The following is a 25,323-nucleotide window of genomic DNA, read 5'->3' as shown; positions in this document are numbered from 1 at the left end:
CGTTGCTCCTACAGCTCTCGCGCAATGTGCCGGATGAACTCTCGTGACTCATCCGGCTCCATCGACGCCTGCTCGGCCAGGTTGAAGTGTGTCCGGTACTTGGCCAGTTCGGCCGGGCTGTCACGGTACGACTCACGTGCGGCGTTGTCGATGTGCACTGTGTCGAGCTGAGGGACAGGGCCGCAGGCGTACAGCACCGTCTGCATGACGTCGATATAGCTCTCGTGGGAGAAGGGGATGACGCGAAGCATCACGCCGGGCCACTCGGACGCCTCCAGCAGGTACTCGAGCTGGCCTCGCGCGACCTTGCGTCCTCCGATGCGCATCCGCAGAGCAGCTTCATGGACGATGGCCTCGAGGTCGGTTGGTGTGTCCCGCTCGAAGATCCCTTTACGTCGCATGCGGTGCTCAACGCGTGCGTCAACCTCGGTGGTGGGCAGCTTCGGTAGCACGGTGTCGAACAGCGCGCGGGCCTGCTCCTCCGTCTGGAAGAGTCCCGGAATGGTGACGGGCTGCCAGTACTGGAGAGACGTGGCATGGTGCTCAAGCGCGGCGATGTCCAGGAAGCCGGCTGGGAGGACGCCTCGGTATTCGTCCCACCAGAACTGCCCGCTGCGTTCGCCTGAGATCACGCAAAGCGCATCGATGAGTTCGGTGCTGTCGCAGGAGTAGAAGGTCGCCAGCCGCCTGATGCGGTCCTCGCTGATGCCATTGCGGCCCGATTCGATGTGGCTGATCTTCGCTTGGTCGGTCGAGAGCATGGCCGCCGCCTCGCGCGAAGCCTTGCCGGCTCGTTCCCGTAGCCGTCTCAACTCCCGGCCCAGCCGGGCCTGGCGCACTGTCGGGTTGTTCCTTGGCGGCATGTCACCTTCCCCTGTTTGCTTTCAGTTTGGCCCGTGGGCCTCCTTCTGGTCCAACCGTCCGCAGGTGAGGTGGCCAGTTTGCCTCGTAGCAATTATGCCCCTACTGTCAGTAGCGCAGCACTCGCTCACAGGAACCGAAGTGCAGCCGTACCTCCGTGCGGCCGAAGCCACGGTCGGCGGGTGCGTACCTCAAGGGGAGGCCGATATGGCCGATGCATCCGAGGGGCCGAGCGAGGGCGGCGAGTGCTACCGGCTCGTGCTGGCGCCTTCGTTCAGCGCCCCCAAACTGGCGCGCGACTTCGTGGGCCTGCTGCTGCGCGAGCGCGGGCGCGCCGCGTTCGCCGACGACGCACGGCTGTGCGTGACCGAACTCGTCACCAACGCCTACCGGCACACGGACACGCCCACGATCGGGCTCGACATCGTCATGGCGCCGGGGACCACGACCCTCTACGTCGCCGACGACCAGCCGTGGACTCTGCCCGTGCCTGGGGGACAGGACCGCTGCGAGGCTGGCGCGGGTGTGGGTGTGGGCCCGGACATGGACGGTCCCGGTGAGGGCGGGCGCGGCATGCGGCTGGTGGGCAGCCTGGCCCACGCGTGGGGCATGACGATCCACGGCGCGCATACCGTCGGCCGCAAGCATGTCTGGTGCACGTTCGTGGCTGATGGCGGCACGGGCGTTGCCTGCACGTGGAATTGAGCGAACGGAGTTTCTGAGCGTGTCCACCGACCACCACGGCCCCTGGGCCGTCGCCGACGTCCTGGCCCTGCCCGAAGACCGCACCCACCGTCACGAGTTGCTGGGGGAGTCCCTCGTAAGGTCTCCCGCCCCCGGCGTCCGCCACCAGCGGGCCGCGTTCCGGCTTGCGACGGTGCTGCACGCGGCGGCTCAGGCCGCCAGAGCGCCGGTCGAGGTGCTGGGGCCATCAGCGTCACCCTGCCGTCCGGGCCGGCGGTACCCGACCTCGTCGTGGCCGACGCCGACGCGGCCGCCGAGGACAGCGTAAGCGTCGACGCCGAGGACGTGCGGCTCGTCGTCGAACTCGTCTCGCCCGGCAACAGCACCATGGACCGCAAGCTCAAGCCCATGCTGTACGCCGAGGCCGCCATCCCGCACTTCTGGCGGCTGGAGTTCGACCCGGCCCCCATGCTCGTCGTCTACGAACTGCGTGGCGGCCGGTACGTGGAGCGGACCACCGCGCTCTCCGGCGCGACGACCCGCCTGGACACCCCGTTCCCCGTGGACATCGACCCGGCCGGTCTGGCCCGGCAGTAGTGGGCCCGCTGCCCGGCGCGCCCCGCTGGGCGGCGCGCCGCCGTCAGTCCACCGTCCAGCGGCCGTCGACGATCAGGTCGCGGCCCGCGAACTCGTTCACCTCGCGCCACGCCTGGAGTCGGCGCGGGCTCACGCGGAAGTACAGGTACGACGCCGCCGACTCGCGCGGGTCGAATCCGGTCTTCGCCGCGAACGCGTCGCCCTCCTGGGCGGACAGCTCCGCCGGGCGTACGGGCTGGGCCGTGCCGTCGACGAGGATCACGTCGCGCGTCTCGCCGATGCCCATGCGGACCGTGCCGCTCAGCGACAGGTTGCGGCCGGTGGGGGTGGACGGGGCGGTCGCGAGCAGGAGCGACGAGCCGGTCCACAGGAACGACAGCGGCACCATGTAGGGCGCGCCGGTCTCCAGGTCGGCCGTCGACACCCAGGCGTCGACGTCGTGTTCGAGGCGGTACAGCGTGTCCTTCTTGCGCTGCTGCGCCGTGCGAACGGCGGCGGGTGCGGACATACGGGCCTCCTGGCCTCCCGGGGCGTCGGCCTCTGATCGTATGACCCGGCCGGCCGACCGGGGGTCAGGGCGTGACGACCGCGAAGTCGGGGTCCGGGTTGCCGAGGTGGCCGAGGAGGTCCGTGAACGCGCGCGCATCGCCGGTGACGTCGGCGCGGCCCTGGGAGGCGAGGCCGTCGAGGTCGGCGGTGCCGAGGAGGAGGGCGCGCAGGTCGGCCTCGGCCAGGGTGACCTCGGCGTCGGGCTCGGCCGCCTCGGGTGTCGCGCCGGTGGTGTGGACCATAACGCCGTTGCGCAGGCGCAGGTTGACCGGGTCCGCGCCGCGAACGTGGAAGCGGACGGTGATGTCGGCGTGCCAACTCCGCGGCCCGTCGACCCGGATGGCGAGCGAGTCGAACAGCTGGTCAAGGGTGAGCGCCGCCAGCATGTCGGGGGCCACCGTGGAGGTGGGGGTGCCGACCGGCCCCTCGCGCAGTTCGAGCGCGCCGGTCAGGTAGAAGTTGCGCCAGGTGCCGTTCTCGCTGCCGTAGCCGAGCTGTTCGATGGCGTCGGCCTGCAGGGCGCGCGCCTCGGCGTTCTCGGGCGCCGCGAAGACGACGTGGTTGACGACCTGCGCCACCCAGCGGAAGTCACCGGCCGCGAACGACTCGCGGGCGCGCCGCAGCACGTTCTCCGCGCCGCCCATGAAGTCCACGTACCGCTTGGCGGCCTCGGTCGGCGGGTGCTCCCACAGGTGGGCGGGGTTGCCGTCGAACCAGCCCAGGTAGTGCTGGTAGACGGCCTTGACGTTGTGGCTGACCGAGCCGTAGTAGCCGTGGGTGTGCCAGGCGCGCTCCAGGGCGGGCGGCATCTCGATCGTCTCGGCGATCTCCAGCGGGGTGAGGCCCTGGTTGAGCATGCGCAGCGTCTGGTCGTGCAGGTAGGCGTACACGTCACGCTGCTCGGACAGGAACGTCAGGACGCGCTCGCCGCCCCAGACCGGCCAGTGGTGCGAGGCGAACGCGACGTCGACGGAGCCCGCGAACAGCGCGATGGCCTCGGTGAGGTAGTGCGCCCACACGTGCGGGTTGCGTACCTGCGCGCCGCGCAGCGTCAGCAGGTTGTGCAGGTTGTGCGTGGCGTTCTCCGCCATGCACAGCGCGGCACGGCCGGGAAAGTGGATGTTGAGCTCAGCGGGGGCCTCGGTGCCGGGGGTGAGCTGGAAGACCATCCGGATGCCGTCGACGGTCTCGCTCTGGCCCGTGGCGGTGACGTCCACGGTGGGCGGGATCAGCCCGACAGTCCCGGTGGACGTGGTCTGGCCGAGGCCCGCCCCGATCCCGCCGCGCTCGTTCTTGGGCAGCACCGCGCCGTACATGTAGGCGGCGCGGCGGTTCATGGCCGTCCCGGCGTAGACGTTCTCGCTGACGGCGTGGTCGAGGAAGCCCTCGGGGGCGAACACCGGCACCCCGCTGTCGACGTCCTCCTGGCTGACCACTCCGCGGACGCCGCCGAAGTGGTCGACGTGGCTGTGGGTGTAGACGACGCCGGTGACGGGCCGCTCGCCGCGGTGGTGCCGGTACAGCGCGAGCGCTGCGGCGGCGGTGGCGGTGGAGATCAAGGGGTCGATGACGAGCACGCCGCGGTCGCCCTCCACCAGGGTCATGTTCGACAGGTCGAAGCCGCGCACCTGGTAGATGCCCTCGGTCACCTCGTACAGGCCGTGCTGGGCGACCAGCCTGCTCTGCCGCCACAGGCTGGGGTTGGCGGTGTCGGGGCACTCGCCGTCGAGGAAGCCGTACGCCTCGACATTCCACACGCTGCGGCCGTCGCCGTCGCGCACCTCGGTCCCGGTCTCGTCGACCGTGCCGATGAAGCCGCGCTTGGCGTCGTCGAAGTCCTGGGAGTCGTCGAAGGGGAAGCGCTCGCGCACGGCGGCGTTGCCGGAGGCGACGGAGGGCTCGGCCGGCTTGGGCCGGGCGGGCGCGGCCGACCCGGGGGCTCCGGCCGATCCGGTGGGTCCTGTCGATCCGGAGGTCCCGGCCGATGCACTGTGCCCGGCCGATCCGGTGGACGTTGCGGGCTCGGTGGCCTCGGCCATGCTGGGTCTCCCTCGCGGTACGGCTCCTCCGGCGCGCCCGCGGTGCCTCGCCGCGGGACTCGCGGCCACTGCTCGTGGCACTGCCACGCTGCCGCCAGGGCGGGGAGCCGGCCACCTCTGTGGACCGTCCGAGGGACGGCGCCGCTGGTGGAGGCACGCTCCCGGCCGCCGACGCGCGGCCGGGCCCAAGCGGTGTTTCCATGGAGTGATCGTTGTCATCCACGAACCGCTCCGGGCGAGGTCGAGATGAGTCCGACGAACACATACCGCGTGGCCCAGGTGCCCGCCGCCGGCGGGTCGTTCGAGATCGTCGAGCGGGAGGTTCGCAGGCCGGGCCGGGACCACGTACGGATCGCCGTCGAGGCGTGCGGTGTGTGCCACAGCGACGCGGGATTCGTGGAAGGCGCGTACCCCGGCGTTCAGTTCCCTGTGGTCCCTGGGCACGAGGTCGCCGGGCGCATCGACGAGCTGGGGGAGGGCGCGCGGGAACTCGGCTGGCAGGTCGGCGACCGGGTGACGGTCGGATGGTTCGGCGGCAGCTGCCACCACTGCAGGCCGTGCCGCCAGGGTGACTTCGTGGTCTGCGACAACCTGAAGGTCCCGGGCTGGGCGTACGACGGCGGCTACGCCGAGGCGCTGATCGCCCCCGTCGACGCGCTCGCCAGGATCCCCGACGCGCTGTCCGCCACGGACGCCGGTCCGATGGCCTGCGCGGGCGTGACCGTCTTCCAGGGCCTGCGGCGCAGTCCGGCGAAGCCGGGTGACGTCGTTGCCGTCCTCGGTATCGGCGGGCTCGGGCACCTGGGCGTGATGTACGCGGTCGCGATGGGCTTCGAGACGGTGGCCATCGCCCGGGGCCAGGAGAAGGCCGCCTTCGCCGAGGAGCTCGGCGCTCACCGCTACATCGACAGTACGGGCGGCACGCCGGTGGCCGAGGCCTTGCAGGCGCTGGGCGGCGCGAAGACGGTGCTGGCCACGGCGGGCAACGCCGCGGCGATCTCCGAGACGGTCGAGGGCCTGACCCCGCGAGGTGAGCTGGTCGTCATCGGCGCGGTGCCCGAGCCCATGGGGATCAGCCCGCTGCAGCTGCTGCTGAAGGGCCGCGTGGTGCGAGGCCACCCTTCGGGCAGCGCGCAGGATGTCCAGGAGACGATGGACTTCAGCGCGCTGCACGGCATCCGGCCGACGGTCGAGGTCGTACCGCTGGACGAGGCCGACGCGGCCTACCGAAAGATGATGTCGGGCGGCGCGCGCTACCGCATGGTCCTGCGGCCGGACTGAGCCCGCCGGCGGCCCTGCCACCGGCCACCGCGTGGACGCTACTCGGATGTGCTGGGCCTGCCAGGTATGGACAACCTCACGCAGGTCGCCCTGCTCTGATTGATCTCAGACGACATTCGTTCGCCACCTGTGGATAACGGCTTGAGCGTATGCAATTCGATGGTCAAGTTCTTCCGGGTCAGTGTGATACACGTTTTTTCGGTATTTCAGCCCGCATCGCGAGGTGGCAGTGCGCCATTTCGTACGTGTGGGATCTCCCGAGCCGAGGAAAATTGCATTGCCATCGAGAAAGAACATCATCGCCAGAAACAAGGCAACGACCAAAGGGAACCAAATCGAGTAGAGAATCCATCCTATGACAGATCCTTCGGTTGCCTCGTAGGGGAGGTCCTGGCTGGGAAGTGCAAGTTCCCATCGGGCACGTCTGGGCCACGGGACGATGCGGCCCTTGTGCCGCGTTGTGCGCGCCAGCAAGGTCCCGTCGGCGGCATGGATCTGGTGGGAACCATCAGCGGGCTCCACACGGCACAACAGAGCGTTACCAGGCGCCTCCAAGTGTATGGAAAAAGGGCGTTCCTCTCTGACCTTGCGCCAGTGAAGCATCTCCAGCTTGGCGTGTCTTTCTGTCTCTTCTTTTTCTATTTCTGCGGCGCTGCGTGGTTTCCGGCTTTTTCTCGGCTTGGGAGGGTGATCATCCTGATATTGCTCGATCTCCTGAACCACAAAGCCGACCCTCTCTTCCTGTGTCCTAATCCAGGAACGCGTTCCTGGCGGCAGCGCGGCGAGGTCCTTGTCGGCCACATTGGGCACATAAAAGGATTCTTTTTTCACTTCACACCCTGGTTCGGTTCACAATTCGCTGATGCGGGATGGGCGTGGAGCAACAACAGGTGCTTCTCGGTCGGCTCCGCTCGCTGCGTCCGCACTAGTCGTGTCGACTTCGACGGTCTCGGTGATACCGGAAAGCAGGGCGACCATATCGGGGAAGATCTCCAGCGTGGGGGTACTGATGCCCAGGATGAGAAGCCGGGAGAGCTGGGGGAGTGGAACGTATGCCTCGGCGGCGGCGACTGGGAAATCAGGATCAGCGTCGGCGTCGAGGGGACCCCTGCCTTCGATGTCGTCATCCAGGGCCGCGCCCACGATCGAGAAGACCACGGCGACGGGCCGCCCAGCCGCGGTCGCGCGGTACGCCTCCTTTCCGGGCTGCGTCGACAGTCCCTCGACGATGCTGAGGGTCACGACGTTGGCGTCCGTTCTGTCCGTTTCCTCGGCACGCACTACGAGGGAGGCGCCCGCGGGTTGGCCGTTGTCGAGCGCCAGGAAGATGACCCCGGCGTAGAGGGCGCCGTCCTCGGCAGCGCTGTCGGCGACCTCGCCGTAGATCTGCGCGGTCGTCTCCCGCTGGTAGTCCGTGCCGGCGGCCCACACCTCGTCGGCCATGTCTTGGATGTGCTCGGCGCGGTCCTCGGGGGACAGGTCGAGGCCGAGGGAGTGCATGCCTTCGGGAATGCGGAAGGAGATGTTGCCATCGACAGATGTCTTAGGTCCTGCGATGTCAGCCAGACTGGGTGGAACGCTCATCACTTGAGTCCAAGCGGTAGATCCTCGCGGTCTTTGAGGGGGTTACAGGCTGCCCAGGCCCGGGTGTCCACACATTCCGCGACGGCTGGATTGGCGACGATTTTTCAGTTCGACCAGCTGTGAATGATGGCTTGAGCGTACGCAACACGGTAATCCAAATCTTCCGTGTTGAGGTAGTAAGTATCGCTTATGCTGCGAAAATCCATTCGCCACTTGGCGAATCCTGCGCGCCATTTTGTACGTGCTGGCATTTCCCAAACAAACGCGGCATCCATCCCTGCGAGGAACTTAGCGAGCAAGCCGAAGATTAGGAGCGCGGCCCACAGTGGAGAGAAGAGCACGAACCACGTCCATGCAGTGATGGTTCCCTTTGGTGCAGAATAATGCAATGGTGCTTCGTTTCCGCGGGTTACTTCCGTATGCCACCTTGCACGCCGGGGCATGGGGAAGAAACGGCCAGGCGTCCTGTGAATCTTCGCAAGCAGAATGCCGTCTGGCGCATAGACATAGTGTTCCCCCGCATTCTCCTCCAGCTCCACTCGGCACAATTTTTCGAGAGCTGGGGAAATGATGGTGAACGGCTTCCTGACGCGAGAGTGTCGCTGGCGAAAATCGTGAGTGTCAGCCATCAACTCCTCGTGGTACTGGTCGCTTGACGTGGTTTCCGTGCTGCTCCTCTGCAGGGAGTTGAATGGTGGCTCAGCACCTGAGACCTCTTCGACTTCGAGCTCTTGAATGACGATGGCGATCGGTTTGGTATCCTGAAAAAGAGGACGCGGCATGATTGCGTAATAGGCGCCAGGTGGGTAGCTACTCCTTTCCTTCAGGGGAACGTGGTAGCTTGCGAACATTTGTCGCTTTTTGATTGTCATCACCCCAAAGAACTTGCAGCTGGTGCGCCAGAGCCAAAATCTTCTTCGAATCTTCCTCGAAGCCCCCAGACTTTTTGGCCTATCTGTGTCCCTCGTGACCACCATGACATGGGATCGAGAGTCTTGTCCGGTCGAATCACTGCTGCGACGCTAGGCAGGTTTTTTAGTGGGGTATGTGCGAAAGTGTAGCTCACGCCGTCGGCAACAATACCGCCCTCAGAATAGGAAGCTACTTTATTTTGCCAAGCCAGGTTGACCTTGTCGCCGAACTTTAAACCCGCTCGTGAAAATGCCCTTGCGTCTGTGGCGCCCATGACCTTGGAGAGCACGAAGGGGCTGGCCGGAGTGGGTTTGAAAAGCTTGCTCGATGCCTGGATCTTCCGAACGACAGCTTCACCCTTGAGCATATTTTTGCCTTTTCCGGCAAGCTTGAGGGGGACTTTAACGCCAAGAACAAGGTCCTTAGCGAACATGCCACCCGGAATGGCTCCGATGGTGTCTCCTGCCAGCGTCATAACGCCCACATTCGCGCCGCCCAGCTTCGCGGCCCCGTGTGCGGCCAGGGCGCCGCCCGCGGCGATTCCACCGGCAAGTGCGAGGCCGCCCGCCAGCGGCGGGCACCACATGGTGGCCAGGGCGGCTACGCCCAGAACCGCTGAGGCCGTGCTCATCCAGTCGCCGACCGTCTTGAGCAGGTCCGCGTGCGTAGTGCACCAGTCCTTGATGTCGTGGCCCAGCTTCTTGAAGCTGTCTCCGAGGCCTTCCCAGAAGCTCGGGTTCGGCGCTTTGGCGTCCGCCTTGCGTAGTTTCGCCGCGATCGAGCGAGCCTCGGCCTGGTGGTGGTCAAGGAGATCCTTCGCCTTCTGCACGATCGCGTCGAGCTCGTCGCGAGCCGCGTTCAGTTGCTTTGTCGCAGTGTCCAGGGCGTGGCCGGCACGTTTCACGCGGGCGCTGGCCGCGTCGATTTTGGCCTGCGCCGCCTGTGCCTCTGCCTGGGTGCCGTACACGCGGCCGGTCAGGCCGAAGACCGGGTCAGCCCCGGCCTCGTTGTAGGCCGATGCCTTGTGGTCGTGCGCCTTCTGGGCGGTGGCCTCGTGGCTCTTGGCCGTCTTCGCCTCCGCCTCGTACTTCCGGGCCGTGGCCTGATACCCGACGAGCTTGGTGTGCCAGGTGGTGAGTTGCGTGGCCGCCGACTTCAAGGCGTCGTGGCTGTCCTTCAGATAGTGCGGGAGTTCGCCGACCCGCTTGGAGAACGCCGTGGCCGCCTCGCCCTCCCACACGCTTTTCTCTTCTCCCCCTTTCGCGATCCCCGTCAGCGTCGAACTCGCTTTCTCCAGGCCACCGACGGCCGTCGACAGCTTCGTTGCCAGGTCGTTCACCGAGCTGGGCTTGCCCGGCGCCGGGTCGAAGCCGAGCGTGGGGTATTCGTCGGCGCTCATCGTGCGTCTCCCTTCGTGTGTATGGGCCCGCTGCGCGTCGCTCGGAAGTCGCTCAGCCGTGGGGGCCTGGGGTGGGACGGGGCTCGGGGCGATGCGCCTCCGCTGCGAACGCCGCCCGGATCGCCTCCTCCGTCGCCTCGAAGTCGTTCTTCGTGGCGCGCAGTTTGTCCTCGATCGCCCCGGTTCCGTCGGCGATCTTGCCGATCACGTCGTCCCAGCTGTCGTGGAATTCGTCGCACGCGTGGTCCAGTTCGACGCTGCCCGTGCTCTTCGGGCCGATGTCCTCCATCGCGGAGAGCGCCTTGCGCAGGTCGTCCTGGCTGTCGTGCAGCTGCTTCAACAGGCGGCCCAGGGACTCGGCCTCTACCTTGAGGCGGTCAACCATGTTCCGTCCCCCCTCCCGGAGTGGTCGGACTCCAGTGCTATGACGTGGCGGATTCTATCAGTCACTCATAGTGACATTACTGGTGGCTGCTCGGAAAACGCGAAGGTCCGCGTCCCCCGGGAGGGGACGCGGACCTTTGGTGTGTAGAAGGGCGACCGAGCGTCAGAGGACGCGCACCGCGCCCGTCGGCTCGTCGTAGCTGAGGTCGTGCTCGACGACGCCGCTGCTCGGGTTCTGCGCGCCGACGAACTTGCCGTTGCCGACGTAGATCGCCACGTGGTACGCGCTGCCGGCGCTGCCCCAGTAGAGGATGTCGCCCGGCTGGACGTTGCTGAGGGAGACCTGCGTGCCCGCCGTCGACTGCGACTGCGAGACGCGCGGCAGGTCGACGCCCACCGTGCGGTACGCGGCCTGGACGAGGCCGGAGCAGTCGAAGGCGTTGGGGCCTGTCGAGCCCATCACGTACGCGTCGCCGATGTGCGACTCGACGAAGGAGACGATCGACGCCGCGGATCCGGTCGCCGTCGAGGAGGAAGAGGACGAATCCGACGGGCTGGAGTACGAGGCCAGTTCGGTGCGTGCGGACGAGCGGGAGGCGTGGGCCGCCGCGGCGGCCTTGGCGCGGGCCGCTTCCTCGGCCTTCTTCTTCGCCTCCGCCTTGGCCTTGGCTTCCGCCTCTGCCTTGGACTTGGCCTTCTTCGCGGCCTTGGCCGCGTCCTTGGCGGCCGTGTCCTCCTGGCTCTGCAGCTGCGCGCGCATCTGCATGTCCAGGGCGACCTGCTGGGTGGCCTCGGCGGACTGTGCGACCGCCGCGGAGAGGTTCGCGGAGAGGGTGGGCAACTCGATGGTCTCGGTCACGGGCTCGGCGTGCGCCGTTCCGGCAGCACCGGCAACCGCGATGGTGCTGAGGACGCCGCCGGCAACTCCTGCGCGGAGCACCGTCTTGGGTGCGTTCCGGCGGGGCTTCCGGTGGGTTCGTATGGGAGCGGTTTGGGGCATGGGAACAACCGGTATCCGGGGCGGACGGTTGCCGTCAAGCAGCGTGGGTTGCGCCACAGTTACGTCCGGAACCCACGAATCCGGTTCATCGGGCCCTTTATTGACGCCGTAACGGACGAAACGGGCGTCGCGGATCATGGTCGTGATCTCTGTGTTTCAGCTAAAGGTCCGAATTGCCCCCGGCCTAGCATCCCTTGGACGCATGGCCAAGCCAGCTTTTTCGCGCACGGTAGCGTCCGTGGCGCAGGTCACAGGCGTGTCACGTTCTGTGGATCGGCTGTCGCTCCGCTGGCTGTGCGAGGGGCGGGGCGGTAGGACGGGTCCCGCCGCGGGGGCCTCGCGGTGCGAGGCGGTCCGACCCCGTCTGTCGCTGTGCCGTCCGTATACCCGGCGGGTGCCTCGGTCGAACCCCGGCCCGGATGCCGGCGCCGGACCCGGGTCGCGCCGCACGCGCCGCGTCCCGCCCCGCGCGCTCGTGAACGGGTGCACGTGTACGCGTTCACGTGCGCGCACCCGTGCATAAAGGAGGACGCCTCGGCGCCGACGGCGGTTGCGTCCACCGCCGGGCGCCTCGGCCCCTCGTTCGAGGGGCCGAGGCGATCTTTGGCGGGCGAGTGGCCAAGCTCCTTATCATCCATGGTCATTCCAGCGCTAATTTGCCTGGATCGGTCATCTCCTGATAATGGACATCGCTCCCTGACCAGCGACAACGGCCTTACCTGTCACGACTGGTGATCATTTGAGTACACCGCGTACGAAGATCAACACTCATCCGACTTCATGATCCATCGTCAGGTGGTGGAGATCACAAAGGCCGTCCGGTACCCCGTGTCGCAGATCACAGCCCGCCGGGCATAAGATGCCCGTCAAACGGGCTTGTGAACTGCCTCACATGGTGGCGATCTTCGGGGCTCACCGGGGATATGTCGCCGACGGTACTGGTCCGTTCACGGTCGGTGCGGTCCATCGGTCAGACGGTCAAGGACGACTGGAAGGAGCTGGGGAGCGTGAACACCTACGCGCCCGTCCTCGTGCTCGGCGCCCTCGGAGCTGGGTTTGCGATCTTCTCCGTGGTCATGGCCACGCTCGTGGGCCCAAAACGGTACAACCGGGCGAAACTTGAAGCGTACGAGTGCGGTATCGAACCCACTCCCACGCCTGCCGGCGGCGGTCGCTTCCCGATCAAGTACTACCTGACGGCGATGCTCTTCATCGTCTTCGACATCGAGATCGTCTTCCTCTACCCCTGGGCCGTCACCTTCGACTCGCTGGGGATCTTCGGGCTCGTGGAGATGCTCCTCTTCGTGCTCACCGTCTTCGTCGCGTACGCCTACGTCTGGCGCCGCGGCGGCCTGGAATGGGACTAGAGGGTCAGAGGGGCTGGGGTCACCAATGGGACTCGAAGAGAAACTGCCGAGCGGATTCCTCCTGTCGACCGTCGAGCAGGCCGCTGGCTGGGTGCGGAAGTCCTCCGTCTTCCCCGCCACCTTCGGCCTCGCGTGCTGCGCCATCGAGATGATGACGACGGGCGCGGGACGGTACGACCTCGCACGGTTCGGGATGGAGGTCTTCCGCGGATCGCCGCGCCAGGCCGACCTGATGATCGTCGCGGGGCGCGTCAGCCAGAAGATGGCGCCCGTCCTGCGGCAGGTCTACGACCAGATGCCGAACCCCAAGTGGGTGATCTCCATGGGGGTGTGCGCCTCCTCGGGCGGCATGTTCAACAACTACGCGGTCGTGCAGGGCGTCGACCACATCGTCCCCGTCGACATCTACCTGCCCGGCTGCCCGCCGCGCCCCGAGATGCTGATGGACGCGATCCTCAAGCTCCACCACAAGATCCAGACCTCGAAGCTCGGGGTCGACGCGCGCGAGGCGGCCCGCGAGGCGGAGGAGGCGGCGCTGAACGCGCTCCCGACGATCGAGATGAAGGGGCTGCTGCGATGACGGGCGAGGACAAGCCGCGCGTCGGCGAGGGCGGCGGCGACGACGGCGAGGGAGCCGGCGACGGCGGTGTGCCCGCGGCGCGCGATGCCGCCGGCGAGGTGATCGGCGTGCGCAGGGGCATGTTCGGCGCGCAGAACGGCGGCGACACCTCCGGCTACGGCGGCCTCGTCAGGACGGTGGCGCTGCCGGGTGCCGCGTCGCGCCCGTACGGCGGGCCGCGCACCGGGCCCGGCGAGGAGGGCGTGTTCGACGAGATCGCCGACGAGCTCGAAGGCGCCCTTGAGGAGCAGGACCTGCTCCCGGAGAACGCCATCGAGAAGACCGTCGTCGACCGTGGCGAGATGACGTTCCACGTGGCGCGCGAGCACCTCGTGCGGGTGGCCCGCACGCTGCGCGACGACCCCGCGCTCCGCTTCGAGCTGTGCACGGGCGTCTCAGGCGTGCACTATCCGGGCGACAAGGGCCGCGAGTTGCACGCGGTCTACCACCTGCGGTCGCTGACCCACGGGCGGCTGGTCCGGGTGGAGGTCTCCGCGCCCGACGCGGATCCGCACGTGCCGTCACTCGTCGAGGTCTATCCGACCAACGACTGGCACGAGCGCGAGACCTACGACTTCTTCGGCCTGATCTTCGACGGCCATCCCGCCCTGACCCGGATCATGATGCCGGACGACTGGCAGGGCTTCCCGCAGCGCAAGGACTACCCGCTCGGCGGCATCGCCGTCGAGTACAAGGGCGCCCAGATCCCGGCTCCGGACCAGCGGAGGTCGTACACCTGATGTCCACCTCACACGCGACACCTCGCGAGACCACAGAGGGCACCGTCTACACGGTCACGGGCGGCGACTGGGACGAGGTCGTGCAGTCCGCCGCCGCCTCCGACGACGAGCGCATCGTCGTCAACATGGGTCCGCAGCACCCGTCCACGCACGGCGTGCTGCGGCTGATCCTGGAGATCGACGGCGAGACCGTCACCGAGGCCAGGTGCGGGATCGGCTACCTGCACACCGGCATCGAGAAGAATCTCGAGTACCGCAACTGGACGCAGGGCACCACGTTCGTCACGCGCATGGACTACCTGACGTCGTTCTTCAACGAGACGGCGTACTGCCTGGGCGTGGAGAAGCTGCTGGGCATCGAGGACCAGATCCCCGAGCGCGCCACCGTCATCCGCGTCCTGCTGATGGAGCTCAACCGGCTCTCCTCGCACCTCGTGGCGATCGCCACGGGCGGCATGGAGCTCGGCGCGACGACCATCATGATCTACGGCTTCCGCGACCGCGAGCTGATCCTGGACGCGTACGAGCTGATCACCGGCCTGCGCATGAACCACGCGTTCATCAGGCCTGGCGGCCTCGCCCAGGACCTGCCGCCGGGCTCGGTCGACCACCTGCGCGAGATGATCAAGACGCTCAGGAAGAACCTGCCGGAGTACGACGCGCTCGCCACCGGCAACCCCCTCTACCAGGGCCGCATGCGGGACGTCGGCTACCTGGACCTCACCGGCTGCATGGCGCTCGGCGCCACGGGGCCGATCCTGCGCGCCGCGGGCCTCCCGCACGACCTGCGCAAGTCGGACCCGTACTGCGGCTACGAGACGTACGACTTCACCGTCCCGACCACGGAGAGCTGCGACTCCTACGGCCGCTTCCTCATCCGCCTGGAAGAGATGAGGCAGTCGCTGAACATCGTCGAGCAGTGCCTCGACCGGCTGGAGCCCGGGCCCGTGATGGTCGCCGACAAGAAGATCGCCTGGCCCGCGCAGCTCGCGCTCGGCCCCGACGGCCTCGGCAACTCGCTCGACCACATCAAGAAGATCATGGGCACGTCGATGGAGGCCCTCATCCACCATTTCAAGCTGGTGACCGAAGGCTTCCGCGTCCCCGCGGGCCAGGCGTACGCGGCCGTCGAGTCGCCGAAGGGCGAACTCGGCGCGCACGTCGTCTCCGACGGCGGCACGCGCCCCTACCGGGTCCACTTCCGCGACCCGTCCTTCACCAACCTCCAGGCCATGGCGGCGATGTGCGAGGGCGGCCAGGTCGCCGACGTCATCGTCGCCGTCGCGTCCATCGACCCCGTGATGGGAGGCGTCGACCGGTGACGACCACACCGTCAAGCCCCGTCCCGCTGGGGATGCCCCAGCCGCCGGCCCCCGAGTATCCGGCCGAGGTGCGCTCCCGCCTGGAGGCGGACGCCAGGGAGGTCATCGCGCGCTACCCGGGGTCGCGTTCCGCGCTGCTGCCGCTGCTGCACCTCGTGCAGGCGGAGGAGGGCCACGTGACCCGCACGGGCATGGCGTTCTGCGCGGAGTTGCTCGGCCTGACGACGGCCGAGGTCACGGCCGTCGCGACCTTCTACACCATGTACCGCAGGAAGCCGTCCGGCGAGTACCAGGTCGGCGTCTGCACCAATACGCTGTGCGCGGTGATGGGCGGCGACGCCATCTTCGACGAGCTCAAGGCGCACCTCGGTGTCGGCAACGACGAGACCACCCCGGACGGCAAGGTCACGCTTGAGCACATCGAGTGCAACGCGGCCTGCGACTTCGCGCCCGTCGTGATGGTCAACTGGGAGTTCTTCGACAACCAGACGCCCGAGTCCGCCAGGCGGCTCGTGGACGACCTGCGCGAGGGGCGTCCCGTCGAGCCGACGCGGGGCGCGCCGCTGTGCACGTACAAGGAGACGGCGAGGATCCTCGCCGGGTTCCCCGACACGCGCGAAGGCGCCGTCGCGGCCGGTGGCGGGGCGGGCCCCGCCTCGCTGACCGGCCTGAGGATCGCCAAGGGCGAGGCGCCCCAGCGGGTCGTGCGGCCCAGGGACGGCGCGCACCCCGAGGACGCGCCGCAGCCCGGCTCCCAGCACCTCAGCTCCCACGACGCACCGCAGCCGACATCGGCCTCCGACCCTGCCCACCCGTCGCCCGGCCGCCCTCCCTCATCGGGTCCCTCCGGGACACGGGACAACGCCGGCCCGGTCGGCGGTCCTGCCGACGAGGGAGGGGAGTGATGACGATGACGACCGAACGCGGCGGCGACGAACACGAGCGCGGCGACGGCGACGGAGCCGATCCGCAGGACATCCTCGCGCCCGTCCTGTCCGCCTTCTGGGACCAGCCCGATTCGTGGACGCTCGACACGTACCTGCGCCACGACGGCTACCAGGGCCTGAAGAAGGCCCTCGCGATGGAACCCGACGACCTCATCGGGTACGTGAAGGACTCCGGCCTGCGCGGCCGTGGCGGCGCCGGGTTCCCGACCGGCATGAAGTGGCAGTTCATCCCGCAGGGCGACGGCAAGCCGCACTACCTCGTCGTCAACGCCGACGAGTCGGAGCCCGGCACCTGCAAGGACATCCCGCTCCTGTTCTCCAACCCGCACGCGCTGATCGAGGGCATCGTCATCGCCTGCTACGCGATCCGCTCCTCGCACGCGTTCATCTACCTGCGCGGCGAGACCGTGCCCGTGCTGCGCAGGCTGCACGAGGCGGTGCGCGAGGCGTACGCGGCGGGCTACCTCGGCAAGGACATCCTCGGCAGCGGCCTCGACCTGGACGTCATCGTGCACGCCGGCGCGGGCGCGTACATCTGCGGCGAGGAGACCGCGCTGCTCGACTCCCTCGAAGGGCGTCGCGGCCAGCCGAGGCTCAGGCCGCCGTTCCCCGCCGTCGCGGGCCTGTACGCGTGCCCGACCGTCGTCAACAACGTCGAGTCGATCGCGTCGGTCCCGGCGATCATCCACCGGGGCAAGGAGTGGTTCCGGTCGATGGGCAGCGAGAAGTCGCCCGGGTTCACGCTCTACTCGCTCAGCGGGCACGTCACCAACCCCGGCCAGTACGAGGGGCCGCTCGGCATCACGCTGCGGCAGCTGCTCGACGTGAGCGGCGGCATCCGCGCCGGGCACCGTCTGAAGTTCTGGACGCCGGGCGGCTCGTCCACGCCGCTGCTGACCGACGAGCACCTCGACGTGCCCCTCGACTACGAGGGCGTCGGCGCCGCCGGATCGATGCTCGGCACGAAGGCGCTGCAGTGCTTCGACGAGACGACGTGCGTCGTGCGGGCCGTCACGCGCTGGACGGAGTTCTACGCGCACGAGTCGTGCGGCAAGTGCACGCCGTGCCGCGAGGGCACGTACTGGCTGGTCCAGCTGATGCGCGACATCGAGGACGGCAAGGGCGAGATGGCCGACCTCGACAAGCTCCAGGACATCGCCGACAACATCAACGGCAAGGCGTTCTGCGCGCTGGGCGACGGCGCGGCGGCACCGATCTTCTCGTCCCTGAAGTACTTCCGCGACGAGTACGCGCAGCACATCACCGGCAAGGGCTGCCCCTTCGACCCGGCGCGGTCGACGGCCTGGGCCGACGGGGCGGCAGGAACGTCCGCAAACCTGGAGGTGAACGCATGACAGTGACGACCGGTGCTCCCTCCTCCGGCGGGTCGGGCGAGGCGGCCGTACCGCCCGAGGACCTGGTGTCGCTGACCATCGACGGCATCCCGATCTCCGTCCCCAAGGGGACGCTCGTGATCAGGGCGGCCGAGATGCTCGGCATCGAGATCCCGCGGTTCTGCGACCATCCGCTGCTCGACCCTGCGGGCGCCTGCCGGCAGTGCATCGTGGAGGTCGAGGGTCAGCGCAAGCCGATGGCGTCCTGCACGATCACCTGCACGGAAGGCATGGTCGTCAAGTCGCAGTTGACGTCCCCCGTGGCCGAGAAGGCGCAGCGCGGCGTGATGGAGCTGCTGCTGATCAACCACCCGCTGGACTGTCCGATCTGCGACAAGGGCGGCGAGTGCCCGCTGCAGAACCAGGCCATGCAGGTCGGCGAGCCCGACACCCGGTTCGACGGCAGCAAGCGCACGTTCATCAAGCCGGTGCCGATCTCGTCGCAGGTGCTGCTCGACCGCGAGCGGTGCGTGCTGTGCGCGCGGTGCACGCGCTTCTCCGAGCAGATCGCCGGCGACCCGATGATCGACATGGTCGAGCGCGGCGCGCTCCAGCAGGTCGGCACCGGCGAGGGCGACCCGTTCGAGTCGTACTTCTCCGGCAACACGATCCAGATCTGCCCGGTCGGCGCGCTGACGTCGGCGGCGTACCGGTTCCGCTCGCGCCCCTTCGACCTGGTGTCGTCGCCCGGCGTGTGCGAGCACTGCGCGGGCGGCTGCGCGACGCGCACGGACCACCGGCGCGGCAAGGTGATGCGGCGCCTCGCGGGCAACGACCCGGAGGTCAACGAGGAGTGGCTGTGCGACAAGGGCCGCTTCGCGTTCCGCTACGCGCAGGCCAAGGACCGGATCACCACGCCGCTGGTGCGGGGCGAGTCGGGTGAGCTCGAAGCGGCGAGCTGGCCGGAGGCGCTGGGCGTGGCGGCCGAAGGGCTGCGCGCGGCACGCGGCAGGGCCGGCGTGCTGACGGGCGGGCGGCTGACGGTCGAGGACGCGTACGCGTACGCGAAGTTCGCGCGGGTCGCCCTCGACACGAACGACATCGACTTCCGGGCGCGTGCGCACAGCGCGGAGGAGGCGGACTTCCTGGCCTGGCACGTGGCGGGACGCGACGCGTCCGCCACGTACAGGTCACTTGAGGCGGCGCCGGCCGTTGTGCTGGTCGGACTCGAAGCCGAGGAGGAGGCGCCGGGCGTCTTCCTGCGGCTGCGCAAGGCGTGGCGGGGGCACGGGCAGCGGACGTACGCGGTCGCCCCGTTCGCGACGCGCGGCCTCGAGAAGGCGGGCGGCACGCTGCTGCCGGCGGCGCCCGGCACCGAGACGGAGTGGCTCGACGCGCTCGCGTCGTCCGCGGGCGTCGAGGGCGACGGCGCGGCGGCGGCAGCGGCGCTGCACGAGGACGGCGCGGTCATCGCGGTCGGCGAGCGGCTCGCCTCGGTCCCCGGCGCCCTCACGGCGGCGAACCGGGCGGCGGCGGCGACCGGCGCGCACCTGGTGTGGATCCCGCGGCGCGCCGGTGAGCGCGGCGCCGTCGAGGCGGGCGCGCTGCCGTCGCTGCTGCCCGGCGGCCGTCCGGCGACGGACCCGCGGGCGCGCGAGGAGACGGCGGCCGCCTGGCGCGTGGCCGAACTGCCGCACCGCTACGGGCGCGACACGGGACAGATGCTGCGCGCCGCCGCGGCCGGTGAGCTGGGCGCGCTGGTGGTGGCGGGCGTGGAGGTCGGCGACCTGCCGGATCCCGCGGCGGCCCGCGAGGCGCTCGGCAAGGTGGGCTTCCTCGTCTCGTTCGAGCTGCGGCCGAGCGAGGTGACGGAGCGGGCCGACGTGGTCTTCCCGGTCGCCGCCGTCGCGGAGAAGCCGGGCACGTTCCTCAACTGGGAGGGCAGGCCGCGGCTGTTCGAGGCGGCACTCAAGCCGGAGCAGATGACGACGCGCCTCGCGCCCACGGACGCGCGCGTGCTGCACATGCTGGCGGACGAGATGGACGTCGCGTTCGGGCTGCCCGACATCGCGGCGGTACGGCGGGAGATCGACGCGCTCGGCGCGTGGACGGGTCCGCGCGCGACGCCGCCCTTCGAGCCGTCGGCGCCGCTGCCGAGGCCCGGCGAGGGCGAGGCCGTGCTCGCCGGCCACCGGCTGCTGCTCGACCTCGGCCTGCTGCAGGAGGGCGACGAGGCGCTCGCCGGCACGCGCCACGCGGCGCTCGCCCGCCTGTCGCCCGCCACCGCCGACGAGCTGTCGCTGGCGGACGGCGACGCGGTCACGGTGACGGGCCCCGCGGGCGGGGTGACGCTGCCGCTCCGGGTCACGCCCATGCCGGACCGTGTGGTCTGGATCCCGTTGAACAGCTCACCGGGGACGACGGGCGCGGCCCCGGGCATGCCCGTACGCGTCGCCAGGGCGACCGACACCGCGGAGGCCACGCGATGAACCCGACCATGATGCTCGCGGCCGAGGAGATGTCCCTGTTCGGGCGCGACCCCTGGTGGCTCGTCATCATCAAGGCGATCTTCTGCTTCGCGTTCCTCATGGTGACGGTCCTGTTCGCCATCGTCTGGGAGCGCAAGGTCGTCGCGTGGATGCAGCGGCGCATCGGCCCGAACCGGCACGGCCCCTGGGGCATGCTGCAGTCGCTCGCCGACGGCATCAAGCTGATGCTGAAGGAGGACGTCGTCGTCAAGCGGGCCGACAAGTTCGTCTACGTGCTTGCGCCGATCGTCGGCGCCGTGCCGGCCTTCATGGCGATCGCGGTGATCCCGTTCGGACCCGCGGGCAACGAGATCTCGATCTTCGGCACGCGCACGACGATGCAGCTCACCGACCTGCCGATCGCGATGCTGTACATCCTGGCCTGCGCTTCGGTCGGCATCTACGGCATCGTCCTCGCGGGCTGGTCCTCGGGATCGACGTACCCGCTGCTCGGCGGGTTGCGTTCGTGCGCGCAGATGATCTCGTACGAGATCGCGATGGGCGCCGCGTTCGCCTCGGTCTTCCTCTACTCCGGGTCGATGTCGACGTCGTCGATCGTCGAGTCGCAGCAGGACCGCTGGTACATCATCCTGCTGCCGGTCTCGTTCATCATCTACATCGTCACGATGGTGGGGGAGACCAACCGGGCGCCGTTCGACATGCCGGAGTCCGAGGGCGACCTCGTCGGCGGCTTCAACACCGAGTACTCGTCCATCAAGTTCGCGATGTTCATGCTCGCCGAGTACGTGAACATGGTGACGGTCTCGGCGGTGTCGACGACCCTCTTCCTCGGCGGCTGGCGCGCGCCCTGGCCCATCTCGACGTTCTGGGAGGGCGCCAACCACGGCTGGTGGCCCATCCTCTGGTTCGTCATCAAGGTCCAGTTGCTGCTGTTCGGCTTCATCTGGCTGCGCGGCACGCTGCCCCGCGTGCGCTACGACCAGCTGATGAAGCTCGGCTGGAAGGTGCTCATCCCGGTCTCCGTGGTCTGGCTGATGCTCGTCGCGACCGTGCGGGCGCTGCAGAACCAGAACTACGACTTCTCGCGGACCCTGCTGTGGGTGGCGGGCATCGTGATCGCCGTCCTGCTGATCACCTTCGTGGTCGACATGTTCCGCGGCAAGGGCGACGGCGACAGTGCGGTGGCGGAGGCTGAACGGGCGGGCGCGCCACCGGGGTTCGACCCGACGGCGGGCGGGTTCCCGGTGCCTCCGCTGCCCGGGCAGACGCTGCCGCCCGTGCCGCGCAGGCGGCCGCGCCGCGAGCGTGAGCTCATTGTCAGTGGTGGAGTCAATACTGAGAGTGACGGAAAGGAGGAGAGCGGTGTCTGACAGCAACTCACCCGAGGAGGGCGGCCAGGGCGGGGCGCGGGACGGGGGCGTGCCCCCGCTGCCGAAGAACCCCGTGGCCGGGTTCGGCGTCACCTTCGCCGCCATGTTCAAGCGGCGGCTCACCGAGCAGTACCCCGAGCAGCAGAAGGTGACGGCGCCGCGCTTCCACGGCCGCCACCAGCTCAACCGCCACCCGGACGGCCTGGAGAAGTGCGTCGGCTGCGAGCTGTGCGCCTGGGCCTGCCCGGCCGACGCGATCTACGTGGAGGGAGCGGACAACACCGACGAGGAGAGGTACTCGCCGGGGGAGCGCTACGGCCGCGTCTACCAGATCAACTACGCGCGCTGCATCCTGTGCGGCCTGTGCATCGAGGCGTGCCCCACCCGTGCGCTGACGATGACCAACGAGTTCGAGCTCGCCGACAGCACCCGGCAGGATCTGATCTACACCAAGGACCAGCTGCTGGCCGGCCTTGAGGAGGGCATGGTCGACTCGCCGCACGCCATCCACCCGGGGATGGACGAGCAGGACTACTACCGCGGCAGGGTGACGGAGGCCGCGCCCGGCACGGTCCAGCAGGTCGCCCTCACGAAGCAGGACCGCCCGCAGGAGGGCGCGTCCGACTTCGGCGAGGACGAGCCGGCGTCGAGGAAGGTGATGGGCGGATGAGCCCGCTGCACTCCGGCGGCCTCGACTCGGCGGCCGCGCTCGCCGCGTCGACGGCGTACCACACGTCCACGGGCGAGGCCGTGCAGTTCTGGATCCTCGGCGTCGTCGCGTTGATCGGTGCGCTGGGTACGGTGCTGATGCGCAAGGCCGTGCACAGCGCCCTCTGCCTCGCCGGCACGATGATCATCCTCGCGGTGTTCTACCTTGCCAACGGCGCGTACTTCCTGGGGATCGTGCAGATCATCGTCTACACGGGCGCGATCATGATGCTGTTCCTCTTCGTGGTGATGCTCGTCGGCGTCACCGCGGCGGACTCGCTCAAGGAGACCATCGCCGGCCAGCGCTGGCTGGCCGTGCTGTGCGGTGTCGGCTTCGGCATCCTGCTGATCGCCGGCATCGCCAATGCCTCGCTGCGGTCGTGGAACGGCCTCGGCCGGGCCAACGCGGCGGGCAACCCGCAGGGCCTGGCCGCGCTGATCTTCACCAAGTACGTGTTCGCCTTCGAGCTCACGGGCGCGCTGCTGATCACGGCGGCCGTCGGCGCGATGGTGCTCACGCACCGGGAGCGCACGGAGCGCGCCAAGTCGCAGCGTGAGCAGTCCGAGGAGCGGGTCAGGGAGGGCAAGCAGCTGCCGCCGCTGCCCGCGCCCGGCGTGTACGCGCGCCACAACGCGGTCGACATCGCGGGTCTGCTGCCCGACGGCACTCCGTCGGACCTCACGGTCAACAAGACCCTCAAGGGCCGCGGCCAGATCAGGGACGTCTCGCAGGAGGCCATCGCGGACCTCAAGGCGCTGGAGCAGCGCTCCGAGTCGCGACTCGGCCGTGAGCGCGGCGAGGGCACGGGCAAGGAGCGCCGGGCCGACGAAGACGCGCGCGAGGAGCGCGGGAAAGAGGAGGGGGTCACCCGATGAACCCGGTCTACTACCTCTATCTGGCGTCGCTGCTGTTCACGATCGGCGCGGCGGGCGTGCTGATCCGGCGCAACGCGATCGTGGTGTTCATGTGCGTCGAGTTGATGCTCAACGCGTGCAACCTCGCGTTCGTCGCGTTCTCCCGGCTGCACGGCAATCTCGACGGCCAGATCATCGCGTTCTTCACGATGGTCGTCGCCGCCGCCGAGGTCGTCGTCGGCCTCGCCATCATCGTGTCGATGTTCCGCGCCCGCCACTCGGCCTCGGTCGACGACGCCAGCCTGATGAAGCTCTGAGGGGTCGGGAAATCGTGGACAATCTCATTGCGCTGCTGATCGCGGCGCCACTGCTCGGGGCCGCGGTCCTGCTGTGCGGGGGGCGCGCCCTCGACCGGGTCGGGCCCCTGCTCGGCACGGTGCTCTCCGGCGTGTCGTTCGTCATCGGAGCCGTGCTCTTCGCGGACATGCTGGGCAAGGGCGCCGGCGACCGTACGCTGACGCAGCACCTGTTCGCCTGGGTGCCGGTGGCAGGGTTCAAGGCGGACGTCGGCTTCCAGCTGGACCAGCTCTCGATGACGTTCGTGCTGCTGATCAGCGGCGTCGGCACGCTCATCCACATCTACTCCATCGGCTACATGGCCCACGACGAGCGGCGCCGCCGCTTCTTCGGCTACCTCAACCTCTTCGTCGCGGCGATGCTGCTGCTCGTACTCGCCAGCAACTACCTGCTGCTGTACATGGGCTGGGAGGGTGTGGGCCTCGCCTCCTACCTGCTGATCGGCTTCTGGCAGCACAAGCCGAGCGCGGCCACGGCCGCCAAGAAGGCCTTTCTCGTCAACCGCGTCGGCGACATGGGCCTGTCGATCGCGATCATGCTGATGTTCACCACGTTCGGCACGTTCTCCTTCGGGGGCGTCTTCGGCGCGGCGCACGGCGCCACGGAGGGCAAGCTCACGGCGATCAGCCTGATGCTGCTGCTCGCCGCGTGCGGCAAGTCCGCCCAGGTGCCGCTCCAGTCCTGGCTGGGCGACGCGATGGAGGGCCCGACGCCCGTCTCGGCGCTGATCCACGCGGCGACGATGGTGACGGCAGGCGTCTACCTGATCACCCGCTCCGCCGACCTGTTCAACGGCGCGCCCACCGCGCAGCTCGCGGTGGTCGTCGTCGGCGGGGTCACGCTCCTGTTCGGTGCGATCGTCGGTTGTGCGAAGGACGACATCAAGAAGTCCCTCGCGGGCTCCACGATGTCGCAGATCGGCTACATGATCCTCGCGGCCGGCCTCGGCCCGATCGGCTACGTCTTCGCGATCATGCACCTGGTGACGCACGGCTTCTTCAAGGCCGGACTCTTCCTCGGCGCGGGTTCCGTGATGCACGGCATGAACGACGAGGTCGACATGCGCAAGTACGGCGGCCTGCGCAAGTACATGCCGGTCACGTTCGTCACGTTCGGCCTCGGCTACCTCGCGATCATCGGCTTCCCCGGCCTGTCCGGCTTCTTCTCCAAGGACAAGATCGTCGAGGCCGCCTTCGCCAAGGGCGGCACGGAGGGCTGGATCCTCGGCGCCGTCACGCTGCTCGGCGCGGCGATCACCGCGTACTACATGACACGCATGATGCTGATGACGTTCTTCGGCGAGGAGCGGTGGCGCGATACCGCGACGGCCTCGCCCGACGCGCCGGACGTGGAGCCCGCCGCCGAGGAGCGCGGACGCCACGAGGAGCCGCACCCGCACGAGGCGCCGTGGGTCATGACGATCCCGATGATCGTCCTCGCGGTCGGCTCGGTCGGCGCGGGCGCGTTCTTCGGCGTCGGCGACCGCTTCCTGCGCTGGCTGGAGCCCGTCACCGGGCACAGCGAGGGCAACTCCCCGGTCAGCGCGGGCGTCGTCACGGCGGCCACGCTGGTGCTGCTGGTCGTGGGCGCGGGCATCGCGTACCTCCAGTACGGCAGGCGGCCGGTCCCCGCGAGGGCGCCGCGCGGCTCGCTGCTGACCAGGGCCGCCCGCAGGGACCTGCTCCAGGACGACTTCAACCACGTCGTCCTGGTACGCGGCGGCGAGCACCTGACCCGCTCGCTGGTCTACGTCGACCACACGGTGGTGGACGGCGTGGTCAACGGCACGGCCGCCTCGTTCGGCGGGCTCTCCGGGAGGCTGCGCAAGCTCCAGAACGGCTACGCGCGCTCCTACGCGCTCTCGATGTTCGGAGGTACGGCAGTGATCGTCGCCGCGACCCTGCTGATGAGGGCGGTGTGAGTGC

Annotated in this window: 24 protein-coding genes; 15 read left to right on the top strand and 9 right to left on the bottom strand. The window is 68.8% G+C overall.

The genetic code is table 11. The features are described from left to right. Positions 1-8: 8 nt before the first annotated feature. On the bottom strand, positions 9-839 hold the full coding sequence (locus tag IH48_RS0115980; protein ID WP_324604309.1) for a helix-turn-helix transcriptional regulator: 831 nt from the start codon (positions 837-839) through the stop codon (positions 9-11). 229 nt (positions 840-1,068) lie between these two features. Here IH48_RS0115980 and IH48_RS36275 point away from each other — a divergent pair, with 229 nt between their 5' ends. After that, positions 1,069-1,566 carry an ATP-binding protein gene (locus IH48_RS36275; protein WP_051839833.1) on the top strand — a complete coding sequence of 166 codons (498 nt, stop codon included), beginning with the start codon at positions 1,069-1,071 and terminating at the stop codon, positions 1,564-1,566. Positions 1,567-1,836: 270 nt separating this feature from the next. After that, positions 1,837-2,142, top strand: coding sequence for a Uma2 family endonuclease (locus tag IH48_RS37045; protein WP_234434259.1), 306 nt, complete (start codon positions 1,837-1,839; stop codon positions 2,140-2,142). Between the two features lie 43 nt (positions 2,143-2,185). Here the strand turns inward: IH48_RS37045 and IH48_RS0115965 are convergent, their stop codons facing one another. Both IH48_RS0115965 and IH48_RS0115960 read right to left on the bottom strand, forming a co-directional pair. After that, the gene (locus IH48_RS0115965) at positions 2,186-2,650 is read right to left on the bottom strand and encodes a pyridoxamine 5'-phosphate oxidase (RefSeq protein WP_030904082.1); all 465 of its coding nucleotides are present in this window, start codon (positions 2,648-2,650) and stop codon (positions 2,186-2,188) included. Positions 2,651-2,714: 64 nt separating this feature from the next. Further along, complete coding sequence (locus IH48_RS0115960) at positions 2,715-4,730, bottom strand: alkyl/aryl-sulfatase (protein ID WP_078849751.1); 2,016 nt, start codon at positions 4,728-4,730, stop codon at positions 2,715-2,717. Between the two features lie 246 nt (positions 4,731-4,976). Between IH48_RS0115960 and IH48_RS0115955 the strand changes: the two genes are divergently transcribed. After that, entirely contained in the window at positions 4,977-6,011 is a 1,035-nt protein-coding gene (locus IH48_RS0115955) for an alcohol dehydrogenase (protein WP_030904078.1), read from the top strand. A 105-nt stretch (positions 6,012-6,116) separates the two neighbouring features. Here the strand turns inward: IH48_RS0115955 and IH48_RS36270 are convergent, their stop codons facing one another. The 6 genes from IH48_RS36270 to IH48_RS0115935 all read right to left on the bottom strand — a co-directional run bounded on the left by IH48_RS36270 (position 6,117) and on the right by IH48_RS0115935 (position 11,290). Further along, complete coding sequence (locus IH48_RS36270; protein ID WP_158710304.1) at positions 6,117-6,842, bottom strand: hypothetical protein; 726 nt, start codon at positions 6,840-6,842, stop codon at positions 6,117-6,119. A gap of 18 nt (positions 6,843-6,860) precedes the next feature. Then, positions 6,861-7,595, bottom strand: a complete 735-nt coding sequence (locus tag IH48_RS0115950; protein ID WP_158710303.1) for a hypothetical protein — start codon at positions 7,593-7,595, stop codon at positions 6,861-6,863. Between the two features lie 104 nt (positions 7,596-7,699). Then, on the bottom strand, positions 7,700-8,446 hold the full coding sequence (locus tag IH48_RS36265) for a hypothetical protein (protein ID WP_158710302.1): 747 nt from the start codon (positions 8,444-8,446) through the stop codon (positions 7,700-7,702). A 20-nt stretch (positions 8,447-8,466) separates the two neighbouring features. Beyond that, a complete protein-coding gene (locus IH48_RS36260) occupies positions 8,467-9,906 on the bottom strand; it encodes a putative T7SS-secreted protein (RefSeq protein ID WP_051839830.1) in 1,440 nt (479 codons plus the stop codon). A 52-nt stretch (positions 9,907-9,958) separates the two neighbouring features. Further along, positions 9,959-10,291, bottom strand: a complete 333-nt coding sequence (locus IH48_RS0115940) for a type VII secretion target (RefSeq protein WP_030904072.1) — start codon at positions 10,289-10,291, stop codon at positions 9,959-9,961. A 162-nt stretch (positions 10,292-10,453) separates the two neighbouring features. Then, a complete protein-coding gene (locus IH48_RS0115935; RefSeq protein ID WP_030904070.1) occupies positions 10,454-11,290 on the bottom strand; it encodes a C40 family peptidase in 837 nt (278 codons plus the stop codon). 1,007 nt (positions 11,291-12,297) lie between these two features. Here IH48_RS0115935 and IH48_RS0115930 point away from each other — a divergent pair. The 12 genes from IH48_RS0115930 to nuoL are packed head-to-tail and all read left to right on the top strand — an operon-like array spanning position 12,298 to position 25,319. Continuing rightward, positions 12,298-12,657, top strand: coding sequence for an NADH-quinone oxidoreductase subunit A (locus IH48_RS0115930; RefSeq protein ID WP_030904068.1), 360 nt, complete (start codon positions 12,298-12,300; stop codon positions 12,655-12,657). A 25-nt stretch (positions 12,658-12,682) separates the two neighbouring features. Next, positions 12,683-13,237 (top strand): NuoB/complex I 20 kDa subunit family protein, encoded by a 555-nt coding sequence (locus IH48_RS0115925; RefSeq protein ID WP_030904066.1) that lies wholly within the window; start codon positions 12,683-12,685, stop codon positions 13,235-13,237. Further along, a complete protein-coding gene (locus tag IH48_RS0115920; RefSeq protein WP_030904064.1) occupies positions 13,234-14,016 on the top strand; it encodes an NADH-quinone oxidoreductase subunit C in 783 nt (260 codons plus the stop codon). Before IH48_RS0115925 ends, IH48_RS0115920 begins: the two co-directional genes overlap by 4 nt. Continuing rightward, positions 14,016-15,338 (top strand): NADH-quinone oxidoreductase subunit D, encoded by a 1,323-nt coding sequence (locus IH48_RS0115915; RefSeq protein WP_030904062.1) that lies wholly within the window; start codon positions 14,016-14,018, stop codon positions 15,336-15,338. The genes IH48_RS0115920 and IH48_RS0115915 overlap by 1 nt, the downstream gene beginning before the upstream one ends. Positions 15,339-15,370: 32 nt before the next feature. Beyond that, on the top strand, positions 15,371-16,243 hold the full coding sequence (gene nuoE / locus IH48_RS0115910) for an NADH-quinone oxidoreductase subunit NuoE (protein WP_030904060.1): 873 nt from the start codon (positions 15,371-15,373) through the stop codon (positions 16,241-16,243). Further along, positions 16,243-17,640, top strand: coding sequence for an NADH-quinone oxidoreductase subunit NuoF (nuoF, locus tag IH48_RS0115905; protein WP_037841958.1), 1,398 nt, complete (start codon positions 16,243-16,245; stop codon positions 17,638-17,640). Before nuoE ends, nuoF begins: the two co-directional genes overlap by 1 nt. After that, the gene (locus IH48_RS0115900) at positions 17,637-20,108 is read left to right on the top strand and encodes an NADH-quinone oxidoreductase subunit G (RefSeq protein ID WP_030904056.1); all 2,472 of its coding nucleotides are present in this window, start codon (positions 17,637-17,639) and stop codon (positions 20,106-20,108) included. The genes nuoF and IH48_RS0115900 overlap by 4 nt, the downstream gene beginning before the upstream one ends. Next, on the top strand, positions 20,105-21,478 hold the full coding sequence (gene nuoH / locus IH48_RS0115895) for an NADH-quinone oxidoreductase subunit NuoH (RefSeq protein ID WP_030904054.1): 1,374 nt from the start codon (positions 20,105-20,107) through the stop codon (positions 21,476-21,478). The genes IH48_RS0115900 and nuoH overlap by 4 nt, the downstream gene beginning before the upstream one ends. 49 nt (positions 21,479-21,527) lie before the next feature. After that, entirely contained in the window at positions 21,528-22,148 is a 621-nt protein-coding gene (gene nuoI / locus IH48_RS0115890; protein ID WP_030904052.1) for an NADH-quinone oxidoreductase subunit NuoI, read from the top strand. Continuing rightward, positions 22,145-23,062 carry an NADH-quinone oxidoreductase subunit J gene (locus IH48_RS0115885; RefSeq protein WP_051839829.1) on the top strand — a complete coding sequence of 306 codons (918 nt, stop codon included), beginning with the start codon at positions 22,145-22,147 and terminating at the stop codon, positions 23,060-23,062. Before nuoI ends, IH48_RS0115885 begins: the two co-directional genes overlap by 4 nt. After that, a complete protein-coding gene (nuoK, locus tag IH48_RS0115880; protein WP_030904048.1) occupies positions 23,059-23,358 on the top strand; it encodes an NADH-quinone oxidoreductase subunit NuoK in 300 nt (99 codons plus the stop codon). Before IH48_RS0115885 ends, nuoK begins: the two co-directional genes overlap by 4 nt. Before the next feature lie 14 nt (positions 23,359-23,372). Next, positions 23,373-25,319, top strand: a complete 1,947-nt coding sequence (gene nuoL, locus IH48_RS0115875; RefSeq protein ID WP_030904046.1) for an NADH-quinone oxidoreductase subunit L — start codon at positions 23,373-23,375, stop codon at positions 25,317-25,319. The last annotated feature ends 4 nt before the right edge of the window (positions 25,320-25,323 follow it).

The organism is Streptomyces sp. NRRL F-5126, from assembly GCF_000721265.1.
Taxonomy (GTDB): Bacteria; Actinomycetota; Actinomycetes; order Streptomycetales; family Streptomycetaceae; genus Streptomyces.
This window is presented reverse-complemented; position numbering and strand designations above follow the sequence as displayed.

Bases quoted from the DNA above. Each gene is read 5' to 3' on its own strand.
- nuoE (WP_030904060.1), top strand. From the start codon at position 15,371: ATGCCCCAGCCGCCGGCCCCCGAGTATCCGGCCGAGGTGCGCTCCCGC.
- IH48_RS36265 (WP_158710302.1), bottom strand. From the start codon at position 8,446: ATGTTCGCAAGCTACCACGTTCCCCTGAAGGAAAGGAGTAGCTACCCA.
- IH48_RS36275 (WP_051839833.1), top strand. From the start codon at position 1,069: ATGGCCGATGCATCCGAGGGGCCGAGCGAGGGCGGCGAGTGCTACCGG.
- IH48_RS0115900 (WP_030904056.1), top strand. From the start codon at position 17,637: ATGACAGTGACGACCGGTGCTCCCTCCTCCGGCGGGTCGGGCGAGGCG.
- IH48_RS36260 (WP_051839830.1), bottom strand. From the start codon at position 9,906: ATGAGCGCCGACGAATACCCCACGCTCGGCTTCGACCCGGCGCCGGGC.
- IH48_RS0115935 (WP_030904070.1), bottom strand. From the start codon at position 11,290: ATGCCCCAAACCGCTCCCATACGAACCCACCGGAAGCCCCGCCGGAAC.
- nuoH (WP_030904054.1), top strand. From the start codon at position 20,105: ATGAACCCGACCATGATGCTCGCGGCCGAGGAGATGTCCCTGTTCGGG.
- IH48_RS0115915 (WP_030904062.1), top strand. From the start codon at position 14,016: ATGTCCACCTCACACGCGACACCTCGCGAGACCACAGAGGGCACCGTC.
- IH48_RS0115940 (WP_030904072.1), bottom strand. From the start codon at position 10,291: ATGGTTGACCGCCTCAAGGTAGAGGCCGAGTCCCTGGGCCGCCTGTTG.
- IH48_RS0115885 (WP_051839829.1), top strand. From the start codon at position 22,145: ATGAGCCCGCTGCACTCCGGCGGCCTCGACTCGGCGGCCGCGCTCGCC.
- IH48_RS0115925 (WP_030904066.1), top strand. From the start codon at position 12,683: ATGGGACTCGAAGAGAAACTGCCGAGCGGATTCCTCCTGTCGACCGTC.
- IH48_RS0115965 (WP_030904082.1), bottom strand. From the start codon at position 2,650: ATGTCCGCACCCGCCGCCGTTCGCACGGCGCAGCAGCGCAAGAAGGAC.
- IH48_RS0115955 (WP_030904078.1), top strand. From the start codon at position 4,977: ATGAGTCCGACGAACACATACCGCGTGGCCCAGGTGCCCGCCGCCGGC.
- IH48_RS0115950 (WP_158710303.1), bottom strand. From the start codon at position 7,595: ATGAGCGTTCCACCCAGTCTGGCTGACATCGCAGGACCTAAGACATCT.
- IH48_RS0115960 (WP_078849751.1), bottom strand. From the start codon at position 4,730: ATGGCCGAGGCCACCGAGCCCGCAACGTCCACCGGATCGGCCGGGCAC.
- nuoF (WP_037841958.1), top strand. From the start codon at position 16,243: ATGACGATGACGACCGAACGCGGCGGCGACGAACACGAGCGCGGCGAC.
- IH48_RS0115920 (WP_030904064.1), top strand. From the start codon at position 13,234: ATGACGGGCGAGGACAAGCCGCGCGTCGGCGAGGGCGGCGGCGACGAC.
- nuoK (WP_030904048.1), top strand. From the start codon at position 23,059: ATGAACCCGGTCTACTACCTCTATCTGGCGTCGCTGCTGTTCACGATC.